Source organism: Pectobacterium brasiliense, assembly GCF_016950255.1.
Taxonomy (GTDB): Bacteria; Pseudomonadota; Gammaproteobacteria; order Enterobacterales; family Enterobacteriaceae; genus Pectobacterium; species Pectobacterium brasiliense.
Window position 1 is genome coordinate 1,431,488 of sequence record NZ_JACGFN010000001.1, and the last position, 24,749, is coordinate 1,456,236.

A 24,749-nucleotide genomic window follows, 5' to 3' on the forward strand; every position below is an offset into this window, starting at 1 on the left:
ATGTCATCTATTCAAAACAATTCTCTGAAAAACCCATCCGTCTTAAATAGCGACCATTCCTCCGACTCTAACAAGTTACCCCTTAGTTCCACTCAGCAGGTTGTCTGGCTCGATCAGACGCTTAATCCAGACTCACCTAATTACAACATTGGTACATGGCTACGTATCGATGAGCATCTGGATGAAACGCTTTTTAGTCAGGCTTTTGAAATGCTTGTCTCGCGTCATGATGCATTACATTTGCAGTTAATTCACACTCACGGCCTCCCCTTACAGGCGCTGACGGATGCCTCCTCCACATCAATAAACGTGTACGATTTTTCGCACTATGATGACGCTGAGGAACGAGCACAGCAGCATATCCATGCCACATTTATGCGTCCGTTTGATCTCCGTGGAAAGCTATGGACTTCCGATCTTTTAAGGGTTAGCGATACACACCGCTATTGGCAATTCTGCTGCCATCATCTGATAGCCGATGGGTGGAGCCTGAAATTACTGGTCAATGAACTTGTCGCTACCTACAACCAATTGAAAAAAAATGATAATGCAGGTGAAGTCGCTCCAGCCTACCTTGATTACATCGCTGAGGATTTGATTTATCTTGACTCCAGACATTATCAATCTGACCTGAAATTCTGGTTGGATCGTTATAAAACGCTACCGCCAGCATTAATTCCTGTCTCAAGCCAAAACCAGGAACTGACGAACGAGCTTCCTCCTCCTCATCTTTGGCAATTAAAAAACGAGTATTTTCATAAAATTGAAAATATTGCGGCGGAACATGGATTCTCGGTTCTTCATTTTATGTACGCCATTCTGGCCTGTTATTTTTCCCGCACGACAGAAACAGAAGACATTGTTATTGGCATTCCGATTCATAATCGTAGAAATGCAAAACAAAAGAATACAATAGGGATGTTTTCGTCCGTCATTCCTATCGGCGTGAGTATTAAGAAAGAAGATTCTTTCCTTGATATCATGCGTAACGTGGCGGCAGAACTACGCCGTTGCTATAAACACCAGCGCTTACCGATCACAGAAATTAACCAGAACACACGAATCAGACAAAAAACCGGTCGCGCTCAGCTTTTTGATATTACGTTATCGCTTGAATGGTTTGAATTTAACGTGCACATGGAAGGAACTGAAACGACCTTCCAGACACCACATCGCGCGACGCAGTTCCCTCTCGCTATCAGTATTTATCAGTATAATTTTGAAGATAAAAATAACCCCGTTACCGTAGAGTTCAATTTCGATACTCGCTACCTGAGTCGTGAAGACGTGATGGACATCCAGTCACGCCTGGCTCTGCTGGTTGATGCAGCTATTACTTCTTTGGATATAACGGTTGAGCATGCGCCTATCCTGCCGCCAACAGAACGCCAGCAAATACTTGTGGACTTCAATGCCACCGATGCCGAGTTCCCGCAACACACCTTGATACATGAGCGTTTCGAGCAACAAGTCGAACTAACGCCTGCTACAACCGCAGTTGTCTTTGAAGAACAGTCACTCAGCTATGCGGAACTCAACCGTCGTGCGAACCAGTTAGCGCACCGCCTGCTTACTTTAGGTATTAAGCCAGATGACCGGGTAGCGCTGTGCGTTGAACGCGGTCTGGAAATGGTGGTTGGCCTGATGGGGATACTGAAATCGGGTGCCGCTTATGTACCGCTCGACCCGACTTATCCGGCTGAGCGGCTAGCCTACATGATCGATGATGCCAAACCCGTAGCGCTGCTGACTCAGTCAGACAAGGTAATACAGACTGAAGACATTCCGGTAATCATGCTTGATACTGATAGCTTTGATACTTACGCCACATCGAACCCTAACGCTAAAGCTTTAGGTGTAACGTCAACGCATCTGGCTTATGTCATCTACACCTCTGGCTCCACTGGCAAGCCCAAAGGGGTGATGGTCACGCACAGAAACGTACTCAACCTCGCTAGCGGTCTGAAAACGCTACTCGCATTCGAACACTCTAACCGTATTGCCCTCAATGCCAGCATTGTGTTCGATGCCTCGGTGCAAAACTGGATTCAAATACTGTCAGGTCACACGCTGGTGATCGTCCCCGACGCAATCCGCACCGACGCACGACAGCTCTGGCGCTATTTTTCTCACCATGCCGTAGATCTGTTTGACTGCACGCCCGTACAACTACAATGGTTATTAGATGCTGATCTCGGTACCGATCCTGACTATCAACCAGCACAGGTCTTAATCGGCGGTGATGCCATTACGTCAACAATCTGGTCCCGATTACAGCAGATTCCCGATACCCGGTTTATTAACGTTTATGGGCCGACGGAGTGTACCGTCGATGCCACCGCCTGTCTGATCGATGCCTCGCAGCCGACGCCGACTATCGGCCGTCCTCTCACCAATACAAAAGTCTATATCCTGGATACACAGGGTCAGCCCGTACCTATCGGTGTAACCGGAGAGATCTACATTGGTGGAGCTGGCGTGGCACGCGGCTATCTCAATCGCCCAGACCTCACCGCCGAGCGCTTTATTACTAATCCCTTTGTCGATGAACAGGAGGCTAGACTCTACAAGACCGGCGATCTTGGACGCTGGCGCCACGACGGCAGTATTGCCTATCTGGGGCGTAATGATTTTCAAGTCAAACTGCGTGGCTTCCGTCTTGAACTCGGTGAAATTGAAACACTCCTCATGCAGTGTCCTGGTATCGAGGAAGCCGTAGTCATCGTTCGCAAAGATATACCCGGTGATACACGTCTGGTGGCCTATTTTCAGGCACAGCCGGATACTCAACCTACCCCGGCAGACCTGCGTTTACAGCTTTCACAACGTTTGGCTGAATACATGATCCCCAGCGCGTTTGTCGCATTGGATACGTTCCCGCTCACACCAAACGGTAAACTCGACCGTAAGGCGCTGCCCGAGCCCGATCAATCGGCTATGGTCACGCGTCACTACGAGGCTCCACAGGGGGAAATGGAAACAATGCTGGCCTCTATTTGGCAAACATTGTTGGGCATAGATCACGTTAGTCGCTATGATCATTTCTTTGAACTCGGTGGTCAATCGCTGATGGTCGTCAGTCTGATTGAACAGTTGCGTAATCAAGGAAAAACCCTCGACGTCCGCAGCGCCTTCTCAGCCCCTGTGCTGTATGAAATGGCTCGCGCGATACAGAACCATCAAGATGATACCGCTCTGGTCATTCCTCCTAACCTCATTCGTCAGGATTGCACCACCATTACGCCGGATCAGTTGCCTCTGATAGCGCTTTCGCAATTTGAAATAGACTCCATAACTAGCACAGTGCCGGGTGGGGCCACCAATGTACAAGATATCTACCCCCTTGCTCCGTTACAGGAAGGCATTTTTTTCCACCGCCTGTATCAGCAAACGGGCGATGTTTACCAACTGGACATCGTTGTTGCCTTCGATACCCGAGAACGTCTCGATGTTTTTCTAAATACTTTGCAGAAGGTTATTGATCGCCACGATATCCTTCGTACCGCTATCTGTTGGCAAGGTTTGAGCCAGCCGGTACAGGTTGTCTGGCGTCATGCACCGCTGCCGGTAAATACCTTCGAGCCTGAATCATCAGAGAATATAGCCGCTCAATTGCAGACCTACATCTCTCCTCAGATGCACAGCCTCGATCTGAATCAAGCACCTCTGCTTGCTGCTGATATCGTCTATGATCCGTCACGCAGCGAATGGCTGATGGCATTGAGAGTCCATCATCTCGTCAGTGACCACATGACACTTGACCTGATCATCGAGGAAGTCCGACTTATACTCTGGGGGAAAACGGATGAACTTTCGCCCCCCCAGCCTTATCGTAACTTTATCGCTCATGTGCTTAGCATTCCCAACGCCGTTCACGAACAATACTTCCGTTCTCGTCTGGCCGATGTCGATACTCCTACGATCCCCTTTGGTCTGACACAGGTTCAGGACTATGACGGAGAGATGGCTGAAGCAACGCTCTCTCTGGATCACAACCTAGTAGACGCTATTCACCACCACGCCCGTCAACTTAGTGTCAGCCCAGGCGTCTTGTTCCATGTCGCTTGGGCACAGGTCTTGGCACAAATCAGCGACAGTAGCGATGTTATCTTTGGCTCGGTATTGTTGGGACGCCTACAAGGTTTCACGGGTGCCGATCGTGTAATGGGGATGTTCGTCAATACGTTACCGCTACGTATTCCCCTTAACAATCGCAGCGTACTCGACATTATAAATAGCACTAACAACGAGCTTTTGTCCCTGCTGGAACATGAGCAAGCACCTCTGGCGCTAGCACAACGTTGTAGCAGCGTTGCGCCTCCCATACCGCTTTTCAGCACGCTTCTGAATTATCGCCGAACTCAGGCAAATACGGCAGCGACAACATGGGAAGGGATGACGCTGTTGGCTGAAAGCCGACGCACCACCTATCCATTTAATTTCTCTGTGGACGATCAAGGCGACAGCATTGAGATACTTTCTCAGACCATCGCAGACGTCGATCCCGCACGTATCGCCCGGTATCTGGAAACGGCTCTGCGCGGGCTGGTTGACGCTCTGGAATCCGATCCGCAGCGCCCGATCCTCAGCGTATCGATTTTACCTGAAGAAGAACGCCAAAGACTGCTGGTCGATTTCAACGCCACCGATGTCGAGCTGCCACAGACGCTGATTCAGCAGCTATTCGAACAACAGGTCGCACAGACCCCTGATGCCACCGCTGTCGTGTTCGAAGCACAGTGGCTCAGCTACGCGGAACTCAATCGCCGTGCCAACCGGCTGGCACACCATCTGCTTTCGCTCGGCGTCAAACCCGATGACCGCATCGCCCTTTGCCTCGAACGCAGCCCTGACATGGTCATCGGCCTGCTCGGTATCCTCAAGGCCGGCGCCGCCTACGTTCCGATGGACCCTGCCTATCCGGCTGAGCGCCTCGCCTATATGCTCGACGATGCCGCACCGGTTGTGCTCCTGACCCACTCATCACTGCGTGACGCTTTCCGCCACTCGCTGCCAATCGTGATGCTGAATAACGCCTCCCTGTTCGACGCCTGCCCGGAGACCAATCCTCGGGTTCAGGGACTGAACGCCAACCATCTCGCCTACATCATTTACACTTCCGGCTCTACCGGCAAACCTAAAGGCGTCATGGTCGAACACCGCGGGCTCAGCAATTACCTCCTCTGGGCGCGTGGTTATTACGCCACAGCCGGCACCCTCGACAGTATTGTCTCTTCCCCTGTCGCCTTTGATGCCACCGTCACCAGCCTCTATCTGCCTCTCCTGTGCGGCGGCAGCATGCGGCTTATCCACGACGGACAGGAGCTCACCGAGTTACTGCCTGCGCTGCTTGATGCTCAACCCGGTACGCTGGTCAAAATCACACCGACGCACCTTGCCGCGCTCGGTCAGGAGCTGCAGTCCGCCCGCAAGACCTGCCCGGAACTGCTCTTTGTCGTCGGCGGCGAAGCGCTGTCCCCTGCCACCGTCGCACTCTGGCAGGCGCTCTCTTCCGGCTCCCGCATCATCAACGAATACGGCCCCACCGAAACCGTCGTCGGCTGTATCACTTTTGATGCCCGTACGCCCAATTCACTCACCGACAGCGTCCCCATTGGCCGGCCCATTGCCAATACCCGCATCTATATTCTCGATGCGAAGGGCCAGCCCGCTCCGGTCGGTGTCGCCGGTGAACTCTACATCGGCGGGGCCGGCGTCGCCCGCGGCTACCTCCACCGTCCCGACCTCACCGCCGAACGCTTTATTGCCGACCCGTTCTCCGGTTCGACAGACGCCCGGCTCTACAAGACCGGTGACCTCGGCCGCTGGCTGCCTGACGGCAGCATTGACTACCTCGGCCGTAACGATTTCCAGATTAAGGTACGTGGTTTCCGCATCGAGCCGGGTGAAATTGAAGCCCGACTGCTGCAGTGCCACGGCGTGCAGGAAGCGCTGGTCATTGCCCGTGAAGACAACCCGGGCGATACCCGTCTGGTGGCTTACCTCACCGCACAGCCCGGAGCTGGAATTGTCCCTTCTGTATTACGCAAAGAACTCGCCCTTCATCTGGCCGAGTACATGATACCCAGTGCTTTTGTCGCCCTTGATACCTTCCCGCTCACGCCGAACGGTAAACTCGATCGTAAAGCCCTACCGATGCCAGAGCAATCAGCAATCGCCAGCCGAGGCTACGAAGCCCCTGTCGGTGAGCTGGAAATGGCATTGACTGAAATATGGCAAAATTTACTGGGACTGGATCGCATCGGGCGTCATGACCACTTTTTCGAACTCGGCGGTCATTCGATACTCGCCGTACAATGTGTCACACGTGTACGTCAAATGCTGGGTCTGGACCTTCAGGTACAGAAAATTTTCGCCAACCCCGTGCTCAGCGATCTCGCACAAGAGCTTACCAATACGTCAACGATTGCGGTCACGGCTATCCCGCTTGCCGATCGCAGCCAACCGCTACCGCTCTCGTTTTCTCAGCAGCGGTTGTGGTTCCTTATCCAGCTCGAACCAACAGCCAGCCGAGCCTATAACCTGCCCGCTGCGCTGCGCCTTATTGGACGGTTCGATAAGAAAGCGTTCATCACCGCGCTTGACGGACTAGTCGCCCGTCACGAAAGCCTGCGTACCCGCTTTATCTCATTCAACGGTCAGCCCTGCCAGAAAATTGACCCGGCCACCATTGGCTTCAACTTATCCTGTCTCGATCTGCGCGCATTGGACGATGCGACCCGCGCACAGCGCGTATCTGAATTGGCCGCTCAGGAGTCGCGTGCCCCCTTCAATTTGACGGAAGGGCCGCTAATCCGCGGTCAGTTGCTGCAGTTGGATGACGACACCCATGTGATGCTGCTCACTATGCACCACATCATTTCCGACGGCTGGTCTATCGGCATTCTGGCAAGCGAACTGGCAGCCCTGTATCAGGCTGCGCTGGATGGTAGCGATGCGAACTTACCGCCATTGCCGGTTCAGTACGCCGATTATACCGTCTGGCAGCGTCAGTGGTTGCAGGGCGAGACGCTCAACGACCTGCGTGATTTCTGGCGTAACCAGCTACAGGGCGCGCCTGCTCTGCTGGAAATTCCTACCGATCGGCCTCGCCCCTCAGTACAACGCTATGAAGGCAACATTCTCCCCGTCAGCCTCGATCCAGAAGAGCTGGCAGCCTTGAGAACACTATGTCGCCAGCAGGGGACGACCCTGTTTATGACGCTGCTTGCCGTATGGAGTGTCGTGCTCTCCCGTCTCAGTGGTCAGGGCGATATCGTCGTCGGTACACCACTCGCTAACCGTAAACACAGCGAAACGGAAGGGCTGATCGGCTTTTTCGTCAATACGCTGGCTCTGCGGATTACTCCCAGCCAGTGCCAGACGGTCGGCGATCTCTTTACCCAAATTCGCGAACGGGCGATTGCCGCTTACACCTATCAGGATCTGCCTTTTGAACAAGTGGTGGAAACCCTGCAACCCGCTCGCAGCCTCAGTTACAGCCCTATTTTCCAGGTGATGTTGTCGCTGAATAATACCCCGATGCAGGCCTTGACGCTGCCCGGTCTGGAACTTTCTGCCATTGAGCGCCCACAGCGTAGTACCCACTTTGATCTGACGCTCTCCCTGACCGAAACTGAACGCAGTTTAGAAGGTGGGCTGATCTATTCCACCGACCTGTTTGATCACGAAACGATTGTGCGTCTCAGAGGCTATTTGCGAAATGTTTTGATGGCGATAGCCGATGATGTGGCACAGCCTGTCGCCACCCTGCCCATGCTACCGGAGGCCGAACGCCGGCAGGTCATCGTCGACTTCAACGCCACCGACGCCGACTTCCCGCAGGATGCACTCATCCATCAGCTCGTTGAAGACCAGGCCACCCGCACGCCCGAGGCCATCGCCGTCCTCTTTGAAGACCAGCACCTCACTTATGACGCACTCAACCGCCGTGCCAACCAGCTCGCGCACCACTTGCTGTCACTCGGCGTCCAGCCCGATGACCGCGTCGCCATTTGCGTCGAGCGCTCTCTCGACATGGTCATCGGCCTCCTCGGCATTCTCAAGGCCGGTGCCGCCTATGTTCCGCTCGACCCCGGCTACCCTGCCGAGCGTCTCGCCTACATGCTCGACGATGCCGCCCCCGTCGCCCTGCTCACCCAGGCCGGCCGTCACGAGCTTCAGACCGGTGAACTCCCGCTCATCCTGCTCGATACCGCCGACTTCAGCACGCGGAGTGACCACAACCCCGACATCGCCGGACTCGACGCCCACCATCTGGCCTACGTCATCTACACCTCCGGCTCCACCGGTAAACCCAAGGGCGTCATGAACAGCCATCGCGGACTCTGCAACCGTCTCGTCTGGATGCAGAACACCTATCGTCTCACCCCCGATGACCGCGTGCTGCAGAAGACCCCCTTCAGCTTCGACGTCTCCGTCTGGGAGTTCTTCTGGCCCCTGCTCTACGGCGCACGCCTCGTCATGGCCCGTCCCGACGGCCACAAGGATGCCGCCTACCTCGCGCACCTCATCGAGCGCACCGGCATCACCACCCTGCACTTCGTCCCCTCCATGCTCCAGCAGTTCGTCCAGTGGGCCGATGCAGACTGTGCCTGTGACTCACTGCGCCGCGTCATCTGCAGCGGCGAAGCCCTCCCGGCCGAACTCCAGCAGCGCTTCTTTGCCCGCTTCAACGCCCAGCTCCATAACCTCTATGGCCCCACCGAGGCCGCCATTGACGTCACCTTCTGGGCCTGTCAGCCTGACGACCACCGCAGCTTTGTACCCATTGGCCGCCCCATCGCCAATACCCAACTCTATATCCTCGACGCCCTCGGCCAGCCCGTGCCCCTCGGCGTCGCCGGTGAGCTCCATATCGGCGGCGTCGGCGTCGCCCGCGGCTACCTCAACCGCCCCGACCTCACCGCCGAGCGCTTTATTCCCGACCCGTTCAGCAACCGGCCCGGCGCCCGGCTCTACAAGACCGGTGACCTTGCCCGCTGGCTGCCTGACGGCAGCATCGAATACCTCGGCCGTAACGACTTTCAGGTCAAGCTGCGCGGCTTCCGTATCGAACTCGGTGAAATCGAAGCCCGCCTCATGCAGTGTCCTGGCGTGCAGGAAGCCGTTGTCGTCGCCCGTGAAGACAGCCCCGGCGATACCCGGCTGGTCGCCTACCTCTGCCCGCAGCCCGGCGTCACCCCCGACCCCGCCGACCTGCGTCAGCAGCTCAGCCTGCATCTGGCCGAGTACATGGTGCCCGGCGCGTTTGTCACCCTCGACGCCTTCCCGCTTACCCCTAACGGCAAGCTCGACCGCAAGGCGCTACCCGCCCCTGACCAGTCCGCCGTCGCCACCCGCGACTACGCAGCTCCGCAGGGTGAGGTCGAAACCGCGCTGGCCGCTATCTGGCAGGAGCTGCTGGGGCTGGCGCGCGTCGGCCGCCACGACCACTTCTTCGAGCTCGGCGGCCACTCGCTGATGATCGTCAGCCTGATTGAGCGACTCCGCCGAGCAGGATTGGCGCTTGATGTTCGGGGGGTTTTCTCCACACCGGTGCTCAGTGACATGGCACAGGCGATAGAGGCGCATCCGGATAAGCCGGCTGTGGTGGTGCCGCCCAACCGCATTCCGGCAGACTGCACCGCCATCACGCCCGACCTGCTGCCGCTGGTGACGCTCACCGAGCCGGAGATCGATACCGTAGTGGCTACCGTCGTCGGCGGAGCCGCCAACGTACAGGATATCTACCCGCTTTCGCCTCTGCAGGAAGGCATTCTTTTCCATCACCAACTGCATAAGCAAGGCGATGCTTACTTATTAAGAAATCTGGCAGCCTTTGACACGCGTGAGCATCTCGATAACTTCCTTGCCGCATTGCAGCAGGTTATTGATCGTCACGACATTCTGCGCACCGCCGTCTACTGGCAGGGACTAAGCCAGCCGGTACAGGTGGTCTGGCGTCAGGCAATATTGCCCATCAACCATTTTAAGCCGACCTCATCAGAGGCGGTATTGGCACAGTTACAGGCACATACCGATCCATGCACCCATCGCGTCGATCTGAATCAGGCTCCCTTGTTTAGGGCCGATATCGCTCACGATCCGAAACAAAACGAATGGCTGCTGGCGCTGCGCTTCCACCATCTGGTCTGTGACCATATGACGCTGGCACTGATCGTCGGTGAAATCCGTCAGCTGTTGCAGGGCCAGCAGGATGCCCTGCCAACGCCACTGCCGTACCGTAATTTTATCTACCAAACCTTAAATGTACCGACCTCAGAGCATGAGGCCTATTTCCGCGAACGGCTGGCGGATATCGATGCACCGACAGCGCCTTTTGGCCTGCTGGATGTACAGGGGGATGGCGGCAGCGTCACCGAGGCACATTTGCCTCTGGAAGCCACTTTGGCATCTGCGATTCGCAGTCAGGCTCGCCGTTTTGGCGTCAGCCCCAGCGTGCTGTTCCACGTGGCCTGGGCACAGGTGCTCGCACAGACCAGCGGTCGTGATGACGTGGTATTCGGCTCTGTTCTACTGGGTCGACTCGCTGGCACCGCCGATGCCGATCGGATCATGGGGATGTTTATCAATACGTTGCCGCTGCGAATTTCTCTTGCGGATCGCGGTGCAGCGGAGGTGGTTGAGCACACCTCGCACGATTTAATGACGTTGCTGGAACATGAACAAGCCTCGCTGGCATTGGCACAACGCTGTAGCAATGTGACGCCACCGATGCCGTTGTTCAGCACGCTGTTCAACTACCGCCATAGTTCACAGGATATTGACGATCTTGCCTGGAGCGGCATGCGTTTGCTCACGTCGGAAGAGCGTACCAATTATCCACTCATTCTTTCTGTCAACGACCGAGGTAACGCGTTTAGCCTGGAAGCACAGGCCATTGAGGGAATCGATCCTGAGCGCGTGGTGAATTACCTGATGACGGCAATCAGTGGTCTGACAGCGGCATTGGAAAAGGAGCCCCAGCGACCGATACGCAGCCTATCCGTGCTACCGGAATCCGAACGTCAGCAATTGCTGATTGGCTTTAATGCTACCGGCACGGATAGCCTGCCGCACGCGCTGATTCACGAGCGCATTGAACACGCGGCACGCCAGACGCCAGATGCCATTGCGGTCGTGTTCGGCGAACATACCCTCAATTACGATCAACTCAACCGCCGCGCCAACCGTCTCGCCCATCATCTGCTTACGCTCGGCGTACAGCCGGACGATCGGGTTGCGATTTGCGTCGAGCGCAGTCTGGAGATGATTGTTGGTCTGCTCGGCACCCTCAAAGCCGGTGCCGCTTATGTGCCGTTGGATCCCTCTTATCCCGTCGATCGTCTGACTTACATGCTGGAGGATGCCGCCCCTGTTGCGCTGCTGACGCAAACCGATCTGGTCGCCCTGTTGGATAGCCCTCTGCCCACTATCGAACTCGATAATCTGCCAGCCGCTATCGCGGACGAGGCACCAGACAGTAACCCGACACCGCAGTCGTTCGGCCTGACGCCACATCACCTGGCGTATGTCATCTACACCTCTGGCTCCACGGGTAAACCCAAAGGGGTCATGGTTGAGCATCGTAATCTGTGTAATCTGGTTGATGCACTGTCTGATGCCTTCAATATCACCCGCGACAGCCGCCTGTTGCAGTTTGCTTCTTTCAGTTTCGATGCCTGTGTGTTTGAAGTCGCAACCCCCCTTTCTCATGGCGGTAGTCTGATACTTGCCCCGCGAGAAGCGCTACTACCCGGCGAGGCGTTGCTGACGACGCTACAAACGCAGGCGGTCACGCATACATTATTACCGCCTATTGCGGCCAGTGCTCTACCACCCGATGCCGACCTTCCTATGTTGAAGGCCCTGATTCTGGGCGGAGAGGCTTGCACCGCGGCGCAAGTTAAGCGCTGGACATCGGGCCGGCAGGTGTTTAATGCCTACGGTCCAACGGAGATTACCGTCTGTGCTACTTTGTATCGCTGCGATGGGAGCCACAACGGAGCACCACCGATTGGCAGCCCAATTGCCAACACGCAAATCTATATTCTGGATGAGCAAAAACAGCCAGTTCCCCTTGGAGTAGCCGGTGAAATCTATATTGGCGGTGCCGGTGTCGCACGCGGCTACCTTAATCGCCCGGCATTGACGGCCGAGCGTTTTATTGCCGATCCATTTAGCGATCGTCCAGATGCTCGGCTCTACAAGAGCGGCGACCTTGGCCGCTGGTTGCCCAATGGCGATATCGACTATCTGGGCCGTAACGACTTCCAGATCAAACTGCGCGGTTTCCGTATCGAGCTGGGTGAAATAGAAACGCACTTGATGCAGTGCAGCGGCGTCGGCGAAGCGGTAGTAATTGCCCGTGAAGACAGCCCCGGCGACACCCGACTAGTAGCCTATCTTTGCCCACAATCGGGTGCGGAACCCCACCCGACTGACCTGCGTCAACAGCTCAGCCAGCATCTGGCCGAGTATATGGTGCCTTCTGCCTTTGTCGTGCTTGATACGTTCCCACTCACGCCGAACGGTAAACTCGACCGTAATGCGCTACCCGCACCCGGCCAAACGGCAGTCGCTCGTCATGACTATGAAGCACCGCAAGGCGAGCTGGAGACAGCTCTTACGCAAATCTGGCAAGACCTGCTGGGGCTGGATCGCGTCGGCCGCCGCGATCAGTTCTTCGAACTCGGTGGTCATTCGCTGATGATTGTCAGACTTATTGAACGTCTGCGTAGCCTTGGCTGGACACTCGAAGCCCGAAGCCTCTTTTCTACCCCAGTTCTCTGCGACATGGCGCAGGAAATACTGGAGAACCAAGATAAATCGGCGTTCATCGTTCCGCCTAACCGGATTGCCACAGACGCCACAATCATTACGCCCGCGTTGTTGCCACTGGTCACACTGTCTCAGGAAGAAATCGATACGGTTATCGCGACGGTACCCAACGGCGTAGCCAATGTGCAGGATATCTACCCGCTGGCCCCCTTGCAGGAAGGCATTCTGTTCCATTATCAGTTGCAGGAGAAAGGCGATACCTATCTGTTAAACAGCCTGCTCGCCTTTGACACGCAAGCACGCCTTGATGATTTTCTCGGCGCATTGCAACAGGTGATCGCACGCCACGATATTCTGCGCACCGCTATCTGCTGGCAAGGGCTCCATCAACCCGTGCAGGTGGTTTGGCAACAGGCACCGCTGACGGTAAATACCCTGACGGCAACATCATCGGACGATATCCCAGCACAATTGCGTGCGGCTACCGATCCCAGCAATCATCGGCTCAACCTCAACCGTGCTCCGCTGCTTTCGGCGACGACGGCGCACGATCCGATTCGCGGCGAATGGCTATTGTCGCTGAGCATCCATCATTTGATCAGCGACCATATGACACAGGCGCTGATCATCGATGAAATCCGCTTACTGTTGCAGGATCGGGCGGAAGCTCTGCCTGAACCACTGCCGTATCGCAACTTTATCGCGCAGATCCTGAGCGTTCCACTTTCAGAGCATGAGCAGTATTTCCGCAGTCGACTGGCGGATATTGACACCCCGACAGCGCCTTTCGATCGCGTGGATGTGCAAGGCAACGGCGAAGACATCATCGAAGCGCGTCTTTCACTCAATCCCGTACTGGCTGATACCATTCGCCGTCAAGCTCGCCAGCAGGGAATTAGTTCAAGTGTGCTATTCCATGTTGCCTGGGCACAGGTTCTTGCACTGACAAGCGGTCGTGATGACGTGGTCTTTGGCTCCGTGCTTTCGGGTCGCCTGCAGGGAAGCTCGGGGGCCGATCGAGTGATGGGGATGTTCATCAACACGCTGCCGCTGCGTGTATCGCTCCGTGAGCGCAGCGTACACGATGTTGTTCAGAATACGTCTCATGAGCTGATGGCGCTGTTAGCACATGAACAAGCACCGCTGGCATTGGCTCAGCAATGCAGTCAGGTTATCCCTCCTCTGCCGCTGTTCAGCACGCTATTCAACTATCGTCATTCCCAGAAAGATACCAGCAACACATTCTGGGAGGGCATGCGCCAACTGAGTGGGCGAGAGCGCACTAACTATCCGATCACGCTGTCAGTGGACGATCTGAGCGATGGCTTTAACCTGACCGCAAAAACCGTCATGGGCGTCGACCCTGAACGGATCGTCCACTATATGCTTACCGCGCTTGAGAGTCTGGTCACGTCGCTGGAGAGCACACCGCAACAGGCGGCGCTAAGCCTGCCTATATTACCGGAAGTCGAACGCCAGCAGGTGCTGGTCGATTTTAACGCCACCGAGGCCGACTTCCCGCGTGAGACATTGATTCAGCAACAGTTTGAAGCACAGGCTGAACAGGCACCCGAGGCTATCGCCGTGCTGTTTGAAGACCAGCATCTGACCTACCGCGAACTCAATCGCCGTGCCAACCAGCTCGCGCACCACCTGCTTTCGCTCGGTGTCAAACCCGATGACCGCGTCGCCCTCTGCGTCGAGCGCAGCCCTGAAATGATGGTCGGTCTGCTCGGTATCCTCAAGGCCGGCGCCGCCTACGTTCCGATGGACCCCGCCTATCCGGCGGAGCGCCTCGCCTATATGTTCGACGATGCCGCACCGGTCGCCCTGCTGACCCAGTCCGCACGAGTGGCATCACTCAGCAGCACGCTGCCCACCGTCCTGCTGGATACGCCTGCCTCCAGTGACTACCCGGATTCCAACCCCGTGGTTCAGGGGCTGAACGCGACCCATCTGGCCTATGTGATTTACACCTCCGGCTCCACTGGCAAGCCCAAGGGGGTCATGGTCGCCCACCGGAACGTGCTTCACCTCGCCACCGGTCTGAAAACGTTGCTGGCGCTCGAGCACCCCAGCCGCATTGCTCTCAACGCCAGCATCGTGTTCGATGCCTCGGTGAAGAACTGGATACAGCTGCTGTCTGGCCACACGCTGGTGCTGGTGCCCGACGCTATCCGCGCCGATGCCCATCAGCTCTGGCGCTATTTCGCCCGCCACGCCGTCAACCTGTTTGACTGCACCCCGGTGCAGTTACAGTGGCTGCTCGACGCCGGACTGGGCACCGACCCGGCCTACCAGCCTGCGCAGGTCCTTATCGGCGGGGAAGCCATTTCGCCTGAGGTCTGGTCGCGCCTGCAGGCGCTTTCCGACACCCGCTTTATCAACGTTTACGGCCCGACCGAATGTACGGTTGATGCCACCGCCTGTGTGGTCGACCATACGCAGCCGTTGCCAACCATCGGCAAACCGCTCGCCAATACCCGCGTCTACATTCTGGATGCGCAGGACCAGCCCGTCCCGATTGGCGTCACCGGTGAACTCCATATCGGTGGAGCCGGCGTCGCACGCGGCTACCTCCACCGTCCCGACCTCACCGCCGACCGCTTTATTGCCGATCCGTTCTCTGCCGACCCGGCAGCCCGGCTCTACAAGACCGGCGATCTGGCCCGCTGGCAGCCCGACGGCAGCATTGACTACCTCGGTCGTAACGACTTCCAGATCAAGGTACGCGGTTTCCGTATCGAAGCGGGGGAAATCGAGTCCCGCCTCCTGCGCTGTCCGGGGGTACAGGACGCCGTGGTGATTGCCCGTGAAGACAGCCCGGGTGATGCGCGGCTGGTGGCCTATCTCTGCGCCACGCCGGCGGCAACGCTGACGCCAGCCAGTTTGCGCCAACAGCTTGCCGCCTCGCTGGCGGACTACATGATCCCGTCGGCCTTTGTCACGCTCGACACCCTGCCGCTCACCCCGAACGGCAAGCTCGACCGTCAGGCCCTGCCCGCACCGGATCAAGCCGCCTTCGCCACCCGTGACTATGAAGCGCCACAGGGTGACATCGAAAGCATGCTGGCCGCGCTCTGGCAGGACCTGCTAGGTCTGGATCGTGTTGGCCGTCACGATCGGTTCTTCGCCCTCGGCGGCCACTCGCTGCTGGCAGTGCAGCTGCTGAATCGCCTGGACAAAGCCGGCATCAGCGTCCCGCTGGCCACCCTGTTTGCGCACCCAACGCTGTGCGATCTGGCGGCGGCCATCAGCGGTCTGACCCACGCGGCACCGTCCACGCTGCCCGTGGCCGACCGCACCCAGCCCCTGCCGCTGTCGTTTGCCCAGCAGCGGCTGTGGTTCCTGGCCCAGCTCGATCCGGCCGCCAGTCAGGCCTATCACCTGCCCGCCGCGCTGCGCCTTACCGGCCGGCTTGACCGCCCGGCACTCACAGCCGCGCTCGACGGACTCATGGCCCGTCACGAAAGCCTGCGCACCCGTTTTACCTCCCTCGACGGGCAGCCCGCCCAGCAGATTTCCCCGGATACGCTCGGCTTCAGCCTCGCCTGCCATGACTTGCGTGAATTGGATGCGTCAGCACGCGCCCTGCGCGTGTCCGAAATGGCCGAACAGGAAGCGCGGGCACCTTTCGATCTGACACAGGGGCCGCTGATCCGTGGTCAGTTGCTGCAGTTGGATGATGACACCCATGTGCTGCTGCTGACCCAGCACCACATTATCTCCGACGGCTGGTCTATCGGCATTCTGGCACGTGAGCTGGCCGCGCTGTATCAGGCCGCGCTGGATGGCTGCGATGCGAACTTGCCACCTCTGCCAGTTCAGTACGCCGACTACGCCGTCTGGCAACGTCAGTGGCTGCGGGGGGAGACGCTCGACAATCTGCGGGACTACTGGCGTCATCAGTTGGAAAGCGCACCGGCGCTGCTGACGCTGCCGACCGACCGGCCCCGTCCGGCGGTACAGCGCTATGCGGGCGATCAGGTTCCCTTCCATCTGGATGCGGGACAGCTGCATCGCCTGCATACCCTGAGCCAGCAGCAGGGCACGACCCTGTTTATGACGCTGCTGGCAGCCTGGTCAGTGGTGCTATCCCGCCTCAGCGGGCAGGACGATATCGTTATCGGCACCCCAGTCGCCAACCGCCCCCGTCAGGAGCTGGAGGGCATGGTCGGCTTCTTCGTCAATACGCTGGCCTTACGCACCGAGCCGGGACGCTGTCACTCCGTCGCGGAGCTGCTCGATCAGGTACGCGAGCGGGCGCTGGACGCCTACGCCCATCAGGCCCTGCCGTTTGAACAAGTGGTAGAGGTACTGCAACCCGTTCGCAACCTCAGCTACAGCCCGCTCTTTCAGGTGATGCTGTCGCTGAACAATACCCCGACACAGGCCCTGACGCTGCCCGATCTTGAGCTCTCTGTCGTTGAGCGTCCGCTGAACCGCACCCACTTTGATCTGTCGCTATCGCTGATTGAGACAGAAAACGGTCTCGACGGCGGATTGATTTACGCTACCGACCTGTTCGAGCGGGATACCATCATTCGTGTGGTGGGTTATGTAGAGAATATCCTGATGGCAATGGCCGACGATGTGATGCAGCCGCTTAATTCGCTGCCCATGCTGCCGGAGGCCGAACGTCAGCAAGTTCTGGTCGATTTTAACGCCACCGAGGCCGACTTCCCGCGTGAGACGTTGATTCAGCAACAGTTTGAAGCACAGGCTGAACAGGCACCCGAGGCTATCGCCGTGCTGTTTGAAGACCAGCATCTGACCTACCGCGAACTCAATCGCCGTGCCAACCAGCTCGCGCACCACCTGCTTTCGCTCGGCGTCAAACCCGATGACCGCGTCGCCCTCTGCGTCGAGCGCAGCCCTGAAATGATGGTCGGTCTGCTCGGTATCCTCAAGGCCGGCGCCGCCTACGTTCCGATGGACCCCGCCTATCCGGCGGAGCGCCTCGCCTATATGCTCGACGATGCCGCACCGGTCGCCCTGCTGACCCAGTCCGCACTAGTGGCATCACTCAGCAGCACGCTGCCCACCGTCCTGCTGGATACGCCCGACTCCACGGACTACCCGGATTCCAACCCCGTGGTTCAGGAGCTGAACGCGACCCATCTGGCCTATGTGATTTACACCTCCGGCTCCACTGGCAAGCCCAAGGGGGTCATGGTCGCCCACCGCAACGTGCTTCACCTCGCCACCGGTCTGAAAACGTTGCTGGCGATCGAGCACCCCAGCCGCATTGCTCTCAACGCCAGCATCGTGTTCGATGCCTCGGTGAAGAACTGGATACAGCTGCTGTCTGGCCACACGCTGGTGCTGGTGCCCGACGCTATCCGCGCCGATGCCCATCAGCTCTGGCGCTATTTCGCCCGCCACGCCGTCAACCTGTTTGACTGCACCCCGGTGCAGTTGCAGTGGCTGCTCGACGCCGGACTGGGCACTGACCCAACCTACCAGCCCGCGCAGGTCCTTATCGGCGGGGAAACCATTTCACCTGAGGTCTGGTCGCGCCTGCAGGCGCTTTCCGATACCCGCTTTATCAACGTTTACGGCCCGACCGAATGTACCGTTGATGCCACCGCCTGTGTGGTCGACCATACGCAGCCGTTGCCAACCATCGGCAAACCGCTCGCCAATACCCGCGTCTACATTCTGGATGCGCAGGGCCAGCCCGTCCCGATTGGCGTCACCGGTGAACTCCATATCGGCGGAGCCGGCGTCGCACGCGGCTACCTCCACCGTCCCGACCTCACCGCCGACCGCTTTATTGCCGATCCGTTCTCTGCCGACCCGGCAGCCCGGCTCTACAAGACCGGCGATCTGGCCCGCTGGCAGCCCGACGGCAGCATTGACTACCTCGGCCGTAACGACTTCCAGATCAAGGTACGCGGTTTCCGTATCGAAGCGGGGGAAATCGAGTCCCGCCTCCTGCGCTGTCCGGGGGTACAGGACGCCGTGGTGATCGCCCGTGAAGACCACCCCGGCGATACGCGTCTGGTAGCCTATCTCTGCGCCCGATCTGATGCTGAACTGCACCCAGTGGCGTTGCGCCAGCAGCTTGCCGCCTCGCTGGCGGACTACATGATCCCGTCCGCCTTTGTCACGCTTGACGCCCTGCCGCTCACGCCGAACGGCAAGATCGACCGCAAGGCCCTGCCCGTTCCGGATCAGACCGCCTTTGCCACCCGCGACTATGAAGCGCCACAGGGCGCGACCGAAAGCGCACTGGCCGCACTCTGGCAAGAGCTGCTAGGGCTGGATCGTGTCGGTCGTCACGATCAATTCTTTGCCCTCGGCGGCCACTCGCTGCTGGCGGTGCAGCTTCTGAACCGCATGAACAAGGCTGGGATGGACGTGGCGCTGGCCGCGCTGTTTGCGCACCCGACGCTGTGCGATCTGGCGGCGGCCGTCACGGCCACCTCGCACGATGCGCCGTTCACCCTGCCCGTGGCCGACCGCACCCAGCCCCTGCCGCTGTCGTTTGCCCAGCAGCGGCTGTGGTTCCTGGCCCAGCTCGATCCGGCCGCCAGTCAGGCCTATCACCTGCCTGCCGCGCTGCGCCTTAGCGGCCGGCTTGACCACCCGGCGCTCACGAGCGCGCTCAACGGGCTGGTCGCCCGTCACGAAAGCCTGCGCACCCGCTTTACCTCCCTCGACGGGCAGCCCGCCCAGCAGATTGATCCGGATACCATCGGCTTCAGCCTGTCCAGCCATGACTTGCGTGAATTGGATGCGTCAGCACGCGCCCTACGCGTGTCCGAAATGGCCGAACAGGAAGCGCGGGCACCTTTCGATCTGACACAGGGGCCGCTGATCCGCGGTCAGTTGCTGCAGATGGATGATGACACCCATGTGCTGCTGCTGACCCAGCACCACATTATCTCCGACGGCTGGTCCATCGGCATTCTGGCGCGCGAGCTGGCCGCGCTGTATCAGGCCGCACTGGATGGCAGCGAGGCGAACTTACCACCTCTGCCAGTTCAGTACGCCGACTACGCCGTCTGGCAACGTCAGTGGCTGCAAGGTGAGACGCTCAACGACCTGCGTGACTACTGGCGCAATCAACTGCAGGGGGCACCGGCCCTGCTGGAGCTCCCGACCGACCGGCCTCGACCGTCGGTACAGCGCTATGCGGGCGATCAGGTTCCCTTCCATCTGGATGCGGGACAGCTCCGTCGCCTTCATGCACTGAACCGGCAGCAGGGCACGACCCTGTTTATGACGCTGCTGGCCGCCTGGTCGGTGGTGCTATCCCGCCTCAGCGGGCAGGACGATATCGTCATCGGCACCCCGATTGCCAACCGTCCCCGCCAGGAGCTGGAGGGCATGGTCGGCTTCTTCGCCAACACGCTGGCCTTACGCACCGAGCCGGGACGCTGTCACTCCGTTGCGGATCTGCTCGATCAGGTACGCGAGCGGGCGCTGGACGCCTACGCTCATCAGGCCCTGCCGTTTGAACAGGTTGTGGAAGCACTGCAACCCGCTCGCAGTCTCAGTTACAGCCCTATTTTCCAGGTGATGCTGTCGCTGAACAACACTCCGACACAGGCCCTGACGCTGCCAGATCTGACGCTCTCAGCCGTTGAGCGGCCGCAGCATAGCACCCACTTTGATCTGACTCTGTCGCTTATCGAGACGGAAAACGGTCTCGACGGCGGGTTGATCTATGCCACCGACCTGTTCGACCGGGACACCATCATTCGTGTGGTAGGTTATGTAGAGAATATCCTGATAGCGATAGCCGATGATGTGGCACAGCCTGTCGCCACCCTGCCCATGCTGCCGGAGGCCGAACGCCGGCAGGTCATCGTCGACTTCAACGCCACCGACGCCGACTTCCCGCAGGATGCACTCATCCATCAGCTCGTTGAAGACCAGGCCACCCGCACGCCCGAGGCCATCGCCGTCCTCTTTGAAGACCAGCACCTCACTTATGACGCACTCAACCGCCGTGCCAACCAGCTCGCGCACCACTTGCTGTCACTCGGCGTCCAGCCCGATGACCGCGTCGCCATTTGCGTCGAACGCTCTCTCGACATGGTCATCGGCCTCCTCGGCATTCTCAAGGCCGGTGCCGCCTATGTCCCGCTTGACCCCGGATACCCCGCCGAGCGTCTCGCCTACATGCTCGACGATGCCGCCCCCGTCGCCCTGCTCACCCAGGCCGGCCGCCACGAGCTTCAGACCGGGGCTCTCCCGCTCATCCTGCTCGATACCGCCGACTTCAGCACGCTGAGTGACCACAACCCCGACATCGCCGGACTCGACGCCCACCATCTGGCCTACGTCATCTACACCTCCGGCTCCACCGGTAAACCCAAGGGCGTCATGAACAGCCATCGCGGACTCTGCAACCGTCTCGTCTGGATGCAGAACACCTATCGTCTCACCCCCGATGACCGCGTGCTGCAAAAGACCCCCTTCAGCTTCGACGTCTCCGTCTGGGAGTTCTTCTGGCCCCTGCTCTACGGCGCGCGCGCCTCGTCATGGCCCGTCCCGACGGCCACAAGGATGCTGCCTACCTCGCGCAGCTCATCGAGCGCACCGGCATCACCACCCTGCACTTCGTCCCCTCCATGCTCCAGCAGTTCGTCCAGTGGGCCGATGCAGACTGTGCCTGTGACTCACTGCGCCGCGTCATCTGCAGCGGCGAAGCCCTCCCGGCCGAACTCCAGCAGCGCTTCTTTGCCCGCTTCAACGCCCAGCTCCATAACCTCTATGGCCCCACCGAGGCCGCCATTGACGTCACCTTCTGGGCCTGTCAGCCTGACGACCACCGCAGCTTTGTGCCCATTGGCCGCCCCATCGCCAATACCCAACTCTATATCCTCGACGCCCTCGGCCAGCCCGTGCCCCTCGGCGTCGCCGGTGAGCTCCATATCGGCGGCGTCGGCGTCGCACGCGGCTACCTCAACCGCCCCGACCTCACCGCCGAGCGCTTTATTCCCGACCCGTTCAGCAACCGACCCGGCGCCCGGCTCTACAAGACCGGTGACCTTGCCCGCTGGCTGCCCGACGGCAGCATCGAGTACCTCGGCCGTAACGACTTTCAGGTCAAGCTGCGCGGCTTCCGTATCGAACTCGGTGAAATCGAAGCCCGCCTCATGCAGTGCCCCGGCGTGCAGGAAGCCGTTGTCGTCGCCCGTGAAGACAGCCCCGGCGATACCCGGCTGGTCGCCTACCTCTGCCCGCAGCCCGGCGTCACCCCCGACCCCGCCGACCTGCGTCAGCAGCTCAGCCTGCATCTGGCCGAGTACATGGTGCCCGGCGCGTTTGTCACCCTCGACGCCTTCCCGCTTACCCCTAACGGCAAGCTCGACCGCAAGGCGCTGCCCGCCCCCGACCAGTCCGCCGTCGCCACCCGCGACTACGCGGCACCGCAGGGTGAGGTCGAAACCGCGCTGGCCGCTATCTGGCAGGAGCTGCTGGGGCTGGCACGCGTCGGCCGCCACGACCACTTCTTCGAGCTCGGCGGCCACTCGCTGATGATCGTCAGCCTGATTGAGCGACTCCGCCGAGTAGGATTGGCGCTTGATGTTCGGGGGGTTTTCTCCACACCGGTGCTCAGTGACATGGCGCAGGCGATAGAGACGCATCAGGATAAGCCGGCTGTGGTGGTGCCGCCTAACCGTATTCCGGCGGACTGTACTGCTATTACGCCCGACCTGCTGCCGCTGGTGACGCTCACTCAGCCAGAGATCGACCGGATAACTGATACCGTGTCTGGTGGTGCGAGCAATATACAAGACATCTATCCGCTCGCACCGTTGCAGGAAGGCATTCTCTTCCACCATCTCCTGCAAGAACAGGGCGATACTTATCTGCTCCGCAGCGTGGTGGCCTTTACCCACCGCGAGCGTCTTGATGCGTTTCTCGGCGCACTTCAACACGTCATTAATCGCCACGACATTCTACGCACCGCCGTGTGCTGGCAGGATTTAAGCCAGCCGGTGCAGGTAGTCTGGCGTCAGGCAATATTGCCCATCAACCATTTTGAACCGACCTCACCGGATGAGGTGCTGGAACAGTTGCAGGCCCATACCGAGCCGCGCACACGCCGGATCGATCTCAGTCAGGCGCCGTTGTTTAGAGCCGATATCGCTCACGATGCGAAACAAAACGAATGGCTGCTGGCGCTGAGCTTCCATCATCTGATTAGCGATCATATGACGCTGGCGCTGATCGTCGGTGAAATCCGTTTGTTATTGCAGCATCGGGCTGACGCGTTACCGACGCCGCTCCCGTACCGCAATTTTATCGCCCAGACGCTAAGTGTACCGAACTCAGCACATGAAGCGTATTTCCGCGACCAGCTAGCTGATGTTGATGAACCAACCGCACCTTTTGGGTTACTCAACGTACAAGGCAGCGGCGAGGATATCCACGAAGCCCGTCTGGTGCTGGATTCCACGTTGGCATCCGCTATTCGACAACAGGCACGTTCTCTTGGCGTCAGCCCCGGCGTGCTGTTCCATGTTGCCTGGGCGCAGGTGCTGGCACAGACCAGCGGTCGTGATGACGTGGTATTTGGCTCTGTTTTGCTCGGTCGCCTTGCCGGTACAGAAGAGGCTGACCGAATCATGGGGATGTTCATCAATACGCTGCCGCTGCGAATTTCTCTTGCAGATCGCGGCGCAGCAGAGGTGGTTCAGCACACCTCACACAATTTGATGACGCTACTGGAGCATGAGCAAGCACCGCTGGCGCTGGCTCAACGCTGTAGCGGTGTGACACCGCCAATGCCGTTATTCAGTGCTTTACTCAACTATCGCCATACGCAGGCCGGCTCGACCGACAATACCTTAAGCGACATTCGTGTACTAACGTCAGAAGAGCGCACCAACTATCCACTCACGCTTGCAGTAGACGATAGGGGCGAAGGATTTAGTCTGGTTGCGCAGACACTGGCAGACATCGACCCTCATCGTCTGGTGAGATACCTGATGACGGCAATCAGCAGCCTGGTCGATGCGTTGGAAACAGAACCTCAGCGTTCCATTCTGAGCCTGCCGGTGCTGCCGGACAACGAACGTCAACAGATGCTGGTTGATTTCAACGCGACCGACGTGGATATCCCACGGCATGCGCTTATCCACGAGCTGTTTGAAGCACAGGTTGCCCGCACACCTGATGCCATCGCGATGGTATTCGGGGAAACCGCCCTTAGCTATAACGATCTTAATCGCCGGGCTAATCGCCTTGCCCACCATCTTCTCTCGTTCGGCGTACGGCCCGATGCGCGCGTCGCCATCTGCGTCGAACGCGGTCTGGACATGGTTGTCGGGCTACTCGGTATCCTCAAAGCCGGCGGGGCCTATGTGCCATTAGATCCGACTTATCCCGTAGAACGTCTGCGCTACATGCTCGATGATGCCAAACCCGTCGTACTGCTCACTCAGTCGGCCCATATCGGGATAATGAACGACAGCTTGCCTGTGGTTCTGCTCGATGGCGGAGACACCAGTCCGTTTGATAACGAACCGGATACTCCGACTGAGGCTCGTAAACAAGGGCTAACGCCACGGAATCTGGCCTATGTGATTTACACCTCTGGCTCCACAGGGAAACCCAAAGGCGTCATGGTTGAACATGCCAACATGGTGAATTTCCTCTGTTCGATGCGTAAGGAACCCGGCATAACCCAAGAGGATGTTCTACTCGGCGTCACGTCTCTGTCTTTTGATATCTCCATATTGGAGATCTTCCTGCCGCTATTGAACGGTGCTCGGCTGGTTCTGGCCACGCAGGCACAGGCAGCAGATGCACAACAGCTGGCGATGCTGATCGAACGCCACGCGGTGTCCTTCATGCAGGCCACGCCGTCGACCTGGCGTATGTTACTGGAGTTAAGTGATTTCACCCTGCAGCCGGACTTTAAAGCACTGTGCGGGGGGGAAGCACTGCCTGAAAATCTGGCGACCGCGTTGCTTCAGAAGGTAACGACGCTCTGGAATCTG

1 pseudogene (cut by a window edge) is annotated in these 24,749 nt (G+C 58.7%); it reads left to right on the forward strand.

What is annotated here, in order from left to right:
- Positions 1 to 24,749: pseudogene (locus H4F65_RS22000) on the forward strand (non-ribosomal peptide synthase/polyketide synthase) (it continues 981 nt past the right edge of the window).